Genomic DNA, 11,783 nt, shown 5'->3' on the forward strand with positions numbered 1-11,783 from the left:
GGCGACGCTCCGGGCTCTCGGACGTCGCCTGTTGTGCGTGGCAAATCAGGAGGCTCATCCGGTGTTCAGTCGTGTCGCCATCGTCAATCGCGGAGAGGCCGCGATGCGGCTCATCCACGCCGTTCGGGATCTGTCCGCGGAAACCGGGAACCGGATGGAGACGGTCGCGCTCTACACCGACGCGGACCGCTCCGCCACGTTCGTGCGGGAGGCCGACGTCGCCTACTCGCTCGGCCCGGCTTCGGCCCGGCCGTACCTGGACCACGCCGTGCTGGAGCGCGCGCTGATCGAGACGGGAGCGGACGCCGCCTGGGTCGGTTGGGGTTTCGTCGCCGAGGACCCGGCGTTCGCGGAGGTCTGCGAGAAGATCGGCGTCACCTTCATCGGCCCGAGCGCCGAGGCGATGCGCAGGCTCGGCGACAAGATCGGCGCGAAGCTGCTCGCCGAGGAGGTCGGCGTCCCGGTCGCTCCGTGGAGCCGCGGCGAGGTCGCGAACGCCGAGGAGGCGCTGGCCGCGGGTGAGCGGATCGGCTATCCGCTGATGCTCAAGGCCACCGCGGGCGGCGGCGGGCGCGGCATCCGCAAGGTCACCTCCGCCGAGGACCTCGCCGACGCCTACGAGCGCACCAGCCAGGAGGCGCTGCGCTCCTTCGGTTCCGGGGTCGTGTTCCTGGAGCGCCTGGTCACCGGCGCCCGGCACGTCGAGGTGCAGGTCATCGCCGACGGGCAGGGCACGGCCTTGGCCCTGGGCGTGCGCGACTGCTCGGTGCAGCGGCGCAACCAGAAGATCATCGAGGAGTCGGCCTCGCCGATCCTGTCCCCGGAGCAGACCGCGGAGCTCAAGGAGTCCGCCGAGCGCTTGGCGCTGGCCGTCGACTACCGCGGCGCGGGCACCGTCGAGTTCCTCTACCACCCCGTCGAGCGGCTGTTCGCCTTCCTGGAGGTCAACACCCGGCTGCAGGTCGAGCACCCGATCACCGAGAGCACCACGGGCACCGACCTGGTCAAGCTGCAGCTGCACGTCGCCTCCGGCGGCAAGCTCGACGGCCCGGCCCCGGTGGAGAGCGGGCACGCGGTCGAGGCACGGCTCAACGCCGAGGACCCGGACCGCGACTTCGCCCCCGCTCCCGGCCGCATCGCGCGGCTCGCGCTGCCCTCGGGGCCCGGAATCCGGGTTGACACCGGGGTGTCCGAGGGCGACAGCATCCCCGCGGACTTCGACTCGATGATCGCGAAGATCATCGCGTTCGGCCGCGACCGCGACGAGGCGCTGGCCCGGCTGCGCCGCGCGATGGCCGAGACCACGGTGATCATCGAGGGCGGCGCGACGAACAAGAGCTTCGTGCTCGACCTGCTCGACCAGCCGGAGGTGATCGACGGCAGCGCCGACACCGGCTGGATCGACCGGGTCCGCGAGGAAGGCCGCCTGGTCAGCCACCGGCACTCGGCGATCGCGCTGGTCGCGGCGGCCATCGAGGCCTACCAGGACGAGGAGTCCGTGGCGCGCCAGCGGTTGCTGTCCACCGCGTTCGGCGGCCGGCCGCAGGTCCGGCACGAGAGCGGGCGCCCGCTGGAGCTCAAGCTCCGCGGCGTCGGCTACCAGGTGAGCGTGGCCCGCGTGGGCCAGAAGCGGTTCCGCGTCGGCGTTTCCGGCGGCGGCGAGGTGCACCCGGCCGACGTCGAGATCGACCGCTTCGACGCGCACAGCGGCCAGATCACCGTCAACGGCCACCGGTTCCGCCTGGTCACCGGCACGCACGGGCCGATCCACCTGGTGGAGGTCGACGGCGTCGCGCACCGCGTCAGCCGTGACGAGGGCGGCGTCGTGCGCTCCCCCGCGCCCGCGCTGGTGGTCGCGACCCCGCTGGCCGTCGGCGACGAGGTCGAGGCCGGGGCACCGATCCTGGTGCTGGAGAGCATGAAGATGGAAACGGTGCTGCGCGCGTCGTTCCGCGCCCGCGTCCGCGAACTGCCGGTGTCGATGGGCAGCCAGGTCGAGACCGGCGCGCCGCTGATGCGGCTGGAGCCGCTGGCCGACGACGACGCCGAGCAGGAGCAGGACACCGATTCCGCCGTCGAGGTCGAACTGCCCGCGGAGCGCGGCTCGGCCTCCCCCGAGCAGCGCGTCGAACGCGGCCTGCACGACCTGCGCAGCCTGCTGCTGGGCTTCGACGTCGACCCGCACGACCAGCAGCGCGTGCTCAGCGGCTACCTCGCCGCTCGGGCCGAGCTGGACGAGACCTCCGACGCGCTGCCCGGCGAGGTGGCGCTGCTGGGCGTGTTCGCGGACCTCTCCGAGCTCAGCCGCAACAAGGGCGACCTCGACGACGAGACCGGCCCGGTGCACAGCCCTCGCGAGTACTTCCACAGCTACCTGCAGAGCCTCGACGTGGAGCGGGCCGGGGTGACCGCGGGCTTCGAGAACCGCCTGCGCCGCGTCCTGTCGCACTACGGCGTCACGGAGCTGGAGCGGACCCCGGAGCTGGAGGCGGCGGTCTTCCGGATCTTCCTCGCCCAGCAGCGCGCGTCCTCGGACGTCGCCATCGTCACGGCCCTGCTGCGGCAGTGGACCACCGAGGCACCGCCGGGCAGGGAGCTGCACGAGCACGCCGGGCTGACCTTGGAGCACGTCGTCAAGGCCACCCAGGTGCGCTTCCCGTCGGTGTCGGACCTCGCCCGCGGCGTGGTGTTCCGCTGGTTCGCCCAGCCGCTGCTGCGCCGCAACCGCGCGGAGGTCTACGCGGGGGTGCGCGCCGAGCTGCGCTACCTCGACGAGCACCCGGACGCCGCGGACCGCGCCGACCGGATCGCCGCCATGGTCGCCAGCGCCGAGCCGCTGGTCCGGCTGCTCGGCCAGCGCATGGGCCGCGACCACGACCACGCGCCGCTGCTGGAGGTGCTGACCCGGCGCTACTACGGCAACCGCGCGCTCACCGCGGTCACGGCGCGGGAGACCGCGGGCTGCCGGTTCGTCACCGCCGAGCACGGTTCCGACGAGGGCGTGACCAGGCTGGTCACCACGGCCGTCGACTTCAGCGCGCTGCCGGACGCGGTGCGCGCCGTCGGTGAGCTCGCGGACGGGCAGCCCGGCGTGGTGGCGGACCTCTACGTGAAGTGGGAGGGCCAGCCGGACGCGGACGCGATGGCCGCGCGGCTCGGCGAGGCGCTCGCCGCGCAGCCGCTGCCGGACGGCGTCGCCCGGATCACCACGACCGTCGCCGGCATCGGCGGCGCCGTGATGCACCACCACTTCACCTTCCGCCGCGACGAGCGGGGCTTCACCGAGGACCGCCTGATCCGCGGCCTGCACCCGCTGATCGCGCAGCGGATGCAGCTGGAGCGGCTGCGCGAGTTCGACCTCACCCGGCTGCCGTCGGCGGACGAGGAGGTCTACCTGTTCAAGTGCGTCGCGCGGGACAACCCGTCCGACGAGCGCCTGGTGGCGATGGCCCAGGTCCGGGACCTGACGCCGCTGCGCGACAACGACGGCCGGCTGGTGGCGCTGCCCGCGGTGGAGGACATGCTCGCGGGCTGCCTGGACGCGATCCGCACCGTGCAGGCGCAGCGCCCGGCGAAGAAGCGCTTCGACACCAACCGGATCCTGATGTACGTGTGGCCGCCGACGGAGCTGACCGCCGACGAGCTCAACACCCTCACCCGCCGGATCCTGCCGACCACGGCGGGCGCCGGGATGGAGGAGGTCACGTTCCTCGCGCGGCAGCGCCAGGACAACGGCGAGCTCGCCGACATGGCCGTGCGCATCGCGCTCGGCGAGGGCGACGGCGCGAAGCTGCACGTCGAGGAGCCGTCGACGGAGCCGCTGCGCCCGCTGGACGACTACCGGCAGAAGGTGCTGCGGGCGGCGCGGCGCGGCAACGTCTACCCCTACGAGCTCACCGGGATGCTCACCGGCGACGCGGGCGGTTTCGTCGAGCACGACCTGGACGACGACGGCGTCCTGGTCCCCGTCGACCGGCCGCGCGGGCAGAACTCGGCGGCGCTGGTCGCGGGCGTCGTCTCGACGCCGACCGAGCGCCACCCCGAAGGCGTCCGGCGCGTGGTCCTGCTGGGCGATCCGACGAAGGCGCTGGGCGCGTTGTCGGAACCCGAGTGCGCCCGGGTCATCGCCGCGCTCGACCTCGCCGAGCGGCTGCAGCTGCCGCTGGAGTGGTTCGCGCTGTCGGCGGGCGCCCGGATCTCGATGTCCTCCGGCACGGAGAACATGGACTGGGTCGCCGCCGCGCTCAAGCGGATCGTGGAGTTCACCCAGGACGGCGGTGAGATCAACATCGTGGTCGCCGGCATCACCGTCGGCGCCCAGCCGTACTGGAACGCCGAGGCCACGATGCTGATGCACACCAAGGGAATCCTGGTGATGACGCCGGATTCGACGATGGTGCTCACCGGCAAGCAGTCGCTGGACTTCTCCGGTGGCGTCTCGGCGGAGGACAACTTCGGCATCGGCGGCTACGACCGCGTGATGGGCCCGAACGGGCAGGCGCAGTACTGGGCGCCGAACCTCCCGGCCGCGCGCGACGTGCTGATGGCGCACTACGACCACACCTACGTCGTGCCGGGTGAGGCCGCGCCGCGCGCCGCCGAGACCTCGGACCCGGTGGACCGCGACGTCTCCCCGTTCCCGCACGAGGCCGCGGGCAGCGATTTCCGGACGGTCGGCGAGATCTTCTCGTCCGAGCACAACCCGGACCGCAAGAAGCCCTTCGACATCCGCACGGTGATGCGGGCCCTGTCCGACCAGGACCACGCGGTTCTGGAGCGCTGGGCGGGCATGGCGGACGCGGACACCGCCGCCGTGCAGGACGTGCACCTGGGCGGCCGTCCGGTGTGCCTGCTGGGCATCGAGTCCCGTTCGGTGCAGCGGCGCGGTTTCCCTCCCACCGACGGCCCGGACACCTACACCGCGGGCACGCTGTTCCCGCGGTCGTCGAAGAAGGCCGCCCGCGCGATCAACTCGGCGTCGGGCAACCGGCCGCTGGTGGTGCTGGCGAACCTGTCCGGGTTCGACGGTTCACCGGAGTCGATGCGCAAGCTCCAGCTGGAGTACGGCGCGGAGATCGGCCGCGCGATCGTCAACTTCGACGGTCCGATCGTGTTCTGCGTGATCTCCCGCTACCACGGCGGCGCGTTCGTGGTCTTCTCGAAGGCGTTGAACCCGAACATGACGGTGCTGGCGCTGGAGGGTTCGTACGCGTCGGTGCTGGGCGGCGCCCCGGCCGCGGCGGTGGTGTTCTCCGGCGAGGTCGGCAAGCGCACCGCGAACGATCCGCGGGTCACCGAGCTCCAGGCCCTCGTCGGCGAGTCCAGCGGTGTCGAGCGCGCCCGGCTCAACGCCCGGCTCGCGGAGCTGCAGGCGTCGGTCCGCGCGGAGAAGCTGGGTGAGGTGGCGACCGAGTTCGACCAGGTGCACAGCATCCAGCGGGCGGTCGAGGTCGGTTCGGTGGACGCGATCATCAGCGCGGCGGACCTGCGGCCCCGCATCATCGAGGCCATCGAGCACGGCCTCAAGCGCTGAGGACGAGGCCGGGCCCGCGATCCACGTGGTCGCGGGCTCGGTCGGCGTCAGGAGCGGGAAGCGGGGATGACCACCCCCTGGAGGGCCATCCCCGCCGGTGCCTCCCCGTGATCGCCGCGCGGCCGCACCCGTTCCGGCATTAGCGCACAGCGATGCGAGGACCAAGTTAGTGATCTTGGTCGAGAACGGTCGACATCCCTGAGGAGTAGATCCGGGGTAAACCTACGTAGTAGTAGGTAAGCGGGACTCGCCCGTTCCGGATCCTAGCGGCGCAGCGCCTCCCTCGGTGCCCACCCGGCCACGACCACCGGTCGGGTGATCAGCGACGCTCTCCGGGAATCAGCGGGCCGCCCGCGCGGTTGTACCGCGGAGGTGCGCCTCCGGCGCCGCGCACCGCGGTACCCACGACGAGCACAGGATGGACATGCCTCACTTCGACCTGGTCATCATCGGCAGCGGTTCCGGCAACTCGATCCTCGACGAGCGGTTCGACGACTGGAACGTCGCGATCGTGGAGAAGGGCGTCGGCAGCACCGGGAACTACGGCGGCACCTGCCTGAACGTGGGCTGCATCCCGACGAAGATGTTCGTGCACACCGCCGACACCGCGTCCAGCCCCGGCGTCGGCACCAAGCTCGGCGTGGACCTGGAGCTGCGGGACGTGCGCTGGCGCGACATCCGGGACCGCATCTTCGGCCGCATCGACGCCATCTCCGACGGGGGCCGCCGCTACCGCGCCGAGGGCAGCGCGAACGTCACCCTGTTCCAGGGCGAGGCCCGGTTCACCGGGGTGAAGGAACTCACCGTGGCGACCGGCTCCGGCCCCGAGACGATCACCGCGGACCGCTTCGTCGTCGCCGCCGGCGGCCGCCCGGCCACTCCCGACATCCCCGGCATCGACGCGGTCGACTTCCACACCAGCGACAGCGTGATGCGCTTGGACGAGCTGCCCGCTCGCATGATCATCCTCGGCAGCGGCTTCATCGGCGCCGAGTTCGCGCACGTGTTGTCCGCGCTGGGCGTCGAGGTGACGGTGGTGGCCCGTTCCGGGGCGCTGCTGCGCGCCGAGGACGAGGACGTGTCGCAGCGGTTCACCGAACTCGCCCAGGCCCGCTGGGACGTGCGCCTCAACCGCAAGCAGACCGGCGTCGAGCGCGACGGCGACGTGGTGCGGCTGCACCTGGAAGGCCCCGACGGCGCGGAAACCGTCGAGGCGGAGCAGCTGCTCGTCGCGGTCGGCCGCACCCCGAACTCGGATCTGATCGACGCGGTCTCGGGCGGCTTGAAGGTCCGCGAGGACGGCAAGATCGAGGTCGACGCCGAGCAGCGCACCTCCGTCGACGGCGTGTGGGCGCTGGGCGACGTCAGCTCCGACCACGAGCTCAAGCACGTAGCGAACCACGAGCAGCGCGTCGTGCAGCACAACCTGCTGCACCCCGACGAGCTCATCGACTCCGACCACACCTACGTGCCGCACGCGGTGTTCTCCTCCCCGCAGATCGCCGCCGTCGGGCTCACCGAGCAGCAGGCGCGGGAGCAGGGCGTCGACTACGTCACGAAGATCCAGAACTACGGCGACATCGCCTACGGCTGGGCGATGGAGGACACCACCGGTTTCCTCAAGCTGCTCGCCGACCCCGCCGACGGCACCATCCTCGGCGCGCACATCATCGGCCCGCAGGCGCCGACCTTGCTGCAGCCGCTGATCCAGGCCATGCAGTTCGGCCTGGACGCCCGCACGATGGCCCGCGGCCAGTACTGGATCCACCCGGCCATGCCGGAACTGCTGGAGAACGCCCTGCTCGGGCTGGAACTGCACCCGGAGTGAGCTCCGGCCCGATCCCGAGGTGACGATGCGCCTGCTGCTGCTCGCCGACACGCACCTGCCCAAGCGCGCCAAGGCGCTGCCCGAGCAGGTGTGGCAGGAGGTCGCGCGGGCGGACGTCGTGTTCCACGCCGGAGATTGGGTGGAGCCGCCGCTGCTGGACGAACTCGAATCCCGCAGCGCGCGGCTCATCGGCGTGTGGGGCAACAACGACGGCGAACAGCTGCGGCGCCGGTTGCCGGAGATCGCGCGCGTGGAGCTCGATGGCGTCGGTTTCGCGATGATCCACGAAACCGGCGCCGCCCAAGGCCGGGAACGCCGCTGCGACAAGGACTTCCCCGACGCGGACGTGCTCGTCTTCGGCCACAGCCACATCCCGTGGGACACGGTCACGCCGAACGGCCTGCGCCTGCTCAACCCCGGCTCCCCCACCGACCGCAGACGCCAACCCCACTGCACGTACCAGACGGCGGAGCTCATTGACGGCGAACTGACAGGGGTCACCCTGCACCGCCTACCGCCGCGCGCCTGATCTCGTTGTTGCTGGGATACAACTGCAAGCATGGATTCAACCGAGTACGAGGGATCAGCCGAAGCCACTGTCACTGCGCAAGGGCGGTCGGCCATCCCGAAGGAAGTCCGCCAAGCTGCCGGGCGCGAACCGGGAACGAAGGCCTACATCACCGCGAAGGGCACCGGTGGTCGGATCGTCTTGGAGACTCGCGCTCAGAAGATTCAGCGTTTGCGGACAACGCTAACCAAGCAACTCGGCGCCGACAGTCCCTCGCTCGCCGATGAGCTGGCCGCCGATCGCAGCCGGGACGCCCGACGCGAATCGGGTGCGACGTGAACGCGGCATCTGAGAGGCAGGGCTATAACGCGCTTCCGGGCGCGTCACCTCAACGGTCACGCCATCCAGCGGAGGAACTCCGCCCATGCGCGGTGCCCCACCGATAACTCGCCGCCGTGCGGGTCCTTCGAATCCCGCACCGAGACCGCCCGCTCGGTCAACCGGACCTCGACGCAAGCATTGGACGAGGCCGCACTGTGGCTGCTCTTGAACCAACCCGTGTCGTAGTCGTTCATGCGACATCCTTCAGCTTCTCGACCAGCAAAGAGCGCGTCGCGCCCGCATCCACGGAGCTCACCGGCGGGGATCGGACGACCATCGAACTCCACCAGCTGCCACCACGAACCTGAGCGGCGAGCCCCTGTTCCGCTAGTTCAGCGTCGACAGGAACGCCGCCCACGCGACGTGCCCCACCGATAACTCGCCACCCTGCGGATCTTTCGAATCCCGCACTGAAACCACCCGCTCAGTCAGCCGCACCTCGACGCAAGCGTTGGACGAGGTCGAACTGCGGCTGCTCTTGAACCATCCGGTGTCGTAGCGCATCACTTCAGATCCTTCAGCTTCTCGATGAGCAAGTCACGAGCCGGTTCCGGATCAAGGGCAAGCTCTCGAACGCTCTCCCATGCCCGAAACATGGGCGCAGTTTCCACCTCTTGATCGTGGTAAGTACAGGGACCGTGGGAAGTGGCGCAAGCGATGCGAGGCGCGTTCCCGGCGAAATCCAACGTGATGAGGCCTCCTCCAAGGAGGAACTTGGATGTGGTCGCCCGGCTCAGAACCCGAACGGTCACCGACGGACGTTCACCTAGCTGGAGCAGGTGGAGGAGCTGACCGCGCATGATCGCCGGGCTCCCGACCGTTTCCTCCAGGGCCGATTCGGTCAGCACGAAGTCGATCTGCTTCGGTTCCTCGGCCTCCAACACCCGACGTTGCTGCTGAAGCCGGAACTCGATCCGACGCTCGATCTCCGCTTCGGAGGGCTCCCACCAGATTCCGTCCCCTACGCGCATCAACGCGACGACGTAGTCCTGCGACTGCGCGAGTCCCGGGACGATTCCGGTGTCGTAGAAGCCGATCGTGGCGGCATCGGCTTGCAGGTCGGCCAGCCGCTCGAACGACTTGGGCAGCTGATCGGTGTACCCCTTCCCGCGCTGCCGCTTCCGGGCCACCGCACCCAACGCGAGCACGGTTTCCCGGTCCGCGTCGGCAACTCCGTAGCGGTCGAGCAGCAATCCGAGCTCGTCGACGCTCAGCGAGGCCTTCGCCGATTCGAGGTGGCTGATCCGGGTGTAGTGCCGGTTGATCGCGCGAGCCGCCTCTTGTTGGGACAGCCCTGCTTCGCGCCGTAGTCGGCGGAGCGTGAGCCCCAGCTGGCGGCGCTCGACGGTTTGGCGGCCTGTGGGCACGAAATCTCCTCCGGCTGATCCATCGGCTACCTGATCAGGGGACCGACAATAGACCACAACCTGTGCTCTAGTTGTCCCACAAGCCAAACTATGCGGCTTAAATGAAGATCTTTCGTGAACTGTACCGAGACACCGCAGACCAGGAGGAACCCGGATGCGCGAGCAGCGAGCAGTCGAGAACGACACCTACGTGTGCCTGTCCGAGCAGGTCAGGGTCACCTTCGAGACCGAACCGGACCGCTCCGTCCAGCTCGACTTCCGAGGCAGCGGCGACGGCCTCACCCTGAACTTCACCGAAAAGGCTTTCGCCGAACTCACCAGCGCAGTAGGCCGAGCCAACACCGAACTCCTCGGCATCCCCACCCCGAACTGAGCGAACGGACCGTTCGTCCAAACCCCTTGGACAAACGGTCCGCTCACCCACAACCCGAACCGAGTCAACGGACCGTTCGCCCAAACCCGTTGGACAAACGGTCCGCTCACTCGATCCGCAGCTGAGTCAACGGACCGTTCGCCCAACGCGGACGCTCAGGCGGCGAGTTCGGACTCGAAGTCCTGCCACTCCCCCACATCCATGACACGCGCGAGTTCTGCCGCATGTCGGCGGAATTCGGCGACCGGGGCGTCCACTTCGGCGGCGTAACCGGCGGGCTTGATCAGGTATTCGTCGTCGTGGTGGATCGGCACCGCCGTTCGAGCGCCGAGGATGCTCGCCGCCACCGCCGCCTGCCGCGGGGTCAGCGCCGCCGGGAACGGACTCGGCGGCTGGAGGGCGGGATCGTCCACCACCGGCCCGTTGATCGGCAGGAACACCGCGTCGAACGGGCCGCAACGCCGCGCGATGGCCCACCAGGCGCCGTGGAACAAGGTGTCCCCGCCGTGCAGGACGCGCTTGCCGCCCGCCTCAACGACCCAGCTCACCTGCGGGGAACCCAGCCCGTCGACGGCGGGCACGGCGGTGATCCGGAACGGGCCGAGCTCGCGGCGCTCCCACTCGCCCACCACGTCGGCGGCCAGTCCGCTCGCCGCCAGTTCCCGCTCGACCGGCCCGGTGAGCACGTCGTCGAACGCCGCCGGCCGGAACACCGGCGCGCCGGGCTTCAGCGCTCGTTCGAGCGCGGGCACCCCGGCGTGGTCGGGGTGCAGGTGCGTCACCAGCGCCGCGTCGACCGACCCGTCGGCGGGGACGGGCAGCTCCACCCGCGGATCGCGGATCCCGAACAGCTCGTTCGGGTGCTGGACCAGGTCCACCACGACGGTCGTGCCGTCCGCTTCGATTTCCAGGCCTGCCCAGGCCAAACGCCGGATGCGCATCACGTGCTCCTCGGTTCTCCGGTTGACCTGCCGAAATTTAGCGTCCGATCGTTCGCCAAGTCAATAGCGCACGATCGGACGCTAAACTGGCGGGCATGTCACCTCGACGCTCCGCCGCCGAAGCGCGCGCCACGCGAGCGCGGATCATCCACCGCGCCACCGAGATCGCCTCCGAGGAAGGACTCGAAGGCGTCACCATCGGCCGCCTGGCGGGCGAGCTGGAGATGAGCAAGTCCGGCGTGCTCGGGCACTTCGGAACCAAGGAAGCGCTCCAGGCCTCGACCCTGGACGACGCCTTCGCGAACTTCTGGCGCCGCGTCGTGGAAGCCGCCGAACAGCACCGGCCGGGCATGCCGCGGCTGCACGCGCTCTGCGAGAACTCGGTGACCTTCCTGGCCACCTTGGAACTGCCCGGCGGATGCCTGCTCACGGCGGCGTCGAGCGAATTCGACGGCCGCCCCGGCCTGGTGCGCGACGCCGTCGCCCAACGGTGGTCGTGGTGGCGCGGCCGGCTGCGCGACGAGCTCGCCGCGGCGGCGGACCACGGCGAACTGCCCGCGCACGTCGACGTCGACCAGGCCGTCTTCGAGATCATCGCGGTCGGCCTGGCCCTGAACCAAGCCCTGCAGCTCGACCACGACCCCCGGGCCGTCGACCGCGCGCACCGCGCCATCCACCGCATCCTCGAAGCAGCACCTGAGCAGGCACGCGCACCCCAGACCGCCCGAGATGAGTGAACGGACCCTTCGCCCAACAGGATGGGCGAACGGTCCGTTCACTCCACCCGCATCGCGCCGCTGCTGCGGTGAACGGCCCGTTCGCCCAACGAGACCGGGAGAACGGTTCCACTCA

The 11,783-nt window shown here is 70.3% G+C and carries 10 protein-coding genes; 6 read left to right on the forward strand and 4 right to left on the reverse strand.

All coding sequences use genetic code 11. The annotated features are described in order from the left end of the window. The first annotated feature begins 61 nt into the window (after positions 1-61). From BJ969_RS22015 to BJ969_RS22030, 4 genes are all read left to right on the forward strand, one after another. On the forward strand, positions 62-5,533 hold the full coding sequence (locus BJ969_RS22015; RefSeq protein ID WP_184481636.1) for an ATP-binding protein: 5,472 nt from the start codon (positions 62-64) through the stop codon (positions 5,531-5,533). Positions 5,534-5,957: 424 nt separating this feature from the next. Next, positions 5,958-7,361: a mycothione reductase gene (locus tag BJ969_RS22020; RefSeq protein WP_184481638.1), complete on the forward strand. Its 1,404-nt coding sequence runs from the start codon at positions 5,958-5,960 to the stop codon at positions 7,359-7,361. Between the two features lie 25 nt (positions 7,362-7,386). Beyond that, a complete protein-coding gene (locus BJ969_RS22025; RefSeq protein ID WP_184485630.1) occupies positions 7,387-7,890 on the forward strand; it encodes a metallophosphoesterase family protein in 504 nt (167 codons plus the stop codon). 30 nt (positions 7,891-7,920) lie between these two features. Beyond that, the gene (locus BJ969_RS22030) at positions 7,921-8,208 is read left to right on the forward strand and encodes an AbrB/MazE/SpoVT family DNA-binding domain-containing protein (RefSeq protein WP_184481641.1); all 288 of its coding nucleotides are present in this window, start codon (positions 7,921-7,923) and stop codon (positions 8,206-8,208) included. Between the two features lie 56 nt (positions 8,209-8,264). Here the strand turns inward: BJ969_RS22030 and BJ969_RS22035 are convergent, their stop codons facing one another. From BJ969_RS22035 to BJ969_RS22045, 3 genes are all read right to left on the reverse strand, one after another. Next, the gene (locus BJ969_RS22035; RefSeq protein WP_184481643.1) at positions 8,265-8,444 is read right to left on the reverse strand and encodes a DUF397 domain-containing protein; all 180 of its coding nucleotides are present in this window, start codon (positions 8,442-8,444) and stop codon (positions 8,265-8,267) included. 133 nt (positions 8,445-8,577) lie between these two features. Continuing rightward, a complete protein-coding gene (locus BJ969_RS22040) occupies positions 8,578-8,754 on the reverse strand; it encodes a DUF397 domain-containing protein (protein WP_184481645.1) in 177 nt (58 codons plus the stop codon). Further along, on the reverse strand, positions 8,754-9,617 hold the full coding sequence (locus BJ969_RS22045) for a Scr1 family TA system antitoxin-like transcriptional regulator (RefSeq protein WP_184481647.1): 864 nt from the start codon (positions 9,615-9,617) through the stop codon (positions 8,754-8,756). The genes BJ969_RS22040 and BJ969_RS22045 overlap by 1 nt, the downstream gene beginning before the upstream one ends. 154 nt (positions 9,618-9,771) lie before the next feature. Between BJ969_RS22045 and BJ969_RS22050 the strand changes: the two genes are divergently transcribed. Next, positions 9,772-9,990 carry a hypothetical protein gene (locus BJ969_RS22050; protein ID WP_184481649.1) on the forward strand — a complete coding sequence of 73 codons (219 nt, stop codon included), beginning with the start codon at positions 9,772-9,774 and terminating at the stop codon, positions 9,988-9,990. A 155-nt stretch (positions 9,991-10,145) separates the two neighbouring features. On the opposite strand, the gene BJ969_RS22055 is transcribed toward BJ969_RS22050, so the two are convergent. After that, positions 10,146-10,931: an MBL fold metallo-hydrolase gene (locus BJ969_RS22055; protein WP_184481651.1), complete on the reverse strand. Its 786-nt coding sequence runs from the start codon at positions 10,929-10,931 to the stop codon at positions 10,146-10,148. 95 nt (positions 10,932-11,026) lie between these two features. Here BJ969_RS22055 and BJ969_RS22060 point away from each other — a divergent pair, with 95 nt between their 5' ends. Then, positions 11,027-11,668 carry a TetR/AcrR family transcriptional regulator gene (locus BJ969_RS22060; protein WP_184481653.1) on the forward strand — a complete coding sequence of 214 codons (642 nt, stop codon included), beginning with the start codon at positions 11,027-11,029 and terminating at the stop codon, positions 11,666-11,668. Positions 11,669-11,783: the final 115 nt, after the last annotated feature.

Source organism: Saccharopolyspora gloriosae (assembly GCF_014203325.1).
Classification (GTDB): Bacteria; Actinomycetota; Actinomycetes; order Mycobacteriales; family Pseudonocardiaceae; genus Saccharopolyspora_C; species Saccharopolyspora_C gloriosae.

Bases quoted from the DNA above. Each gene is read 5' to 3' on its own strand.
- BJ969_RS22060 (WP_184481653.1), top strand. From the start codon at position 11,027: ATGTCACCTCGACGCTCCGCCGCCGAAGCGCGCGCCACGCGAGCGCGG.
- BJ969_RS22040 (WP_184481645.1), bottom strand. From the start codon at position 8,754: ATGCGCTACGACACCGGATGGTTCAAGAGCAGCCGCAGTTCGACCTCG.
- BJ969_RS22055 (WP_184481651.1), bottom strand. From the start codon at position 10,931: ATGCGCATCCGGCGTTTGGCCTGGGCAGGCCTGGAAATCGAAGCGGAC.
- BJ969_RS22025 (WP_184485630.1), top strand. From the start codon at position 7,387: ATGCGCCTGCTGCTGCTCGCCGACACGCACCTGCCCAAGCGCGCCAAG.
- BJ969_RS22030 (WP_184481641.1), top strand. From the start codon at position 7,921: ATGGATTCAACCGAGTACGAGGGATCAGCCGAAGCCACTGTCACTGCG.
- BJ969_RS22035 (WP_184481643.1), bottom strand. From the start codon at position 8,444: ATGAACGACTACGACACGGGTTGGTTCAAGAGCAGCCACAGTGCGGCC.
- BJ969_RS22050 (WP_184481649.1), top strand. From the start codon at position 9,772: ATGCGCGAGCAGCGAGCAGTCGAGAACGACACCTACGTGTGCCTGTCC.
- BJ969_RS22020 (WP_184481638.1), top strand. From the start codon at position 5,958: ATGCCTCACTTCGACCTGGTCATCATCGGCAGCGGTTCCGGCAACTCG.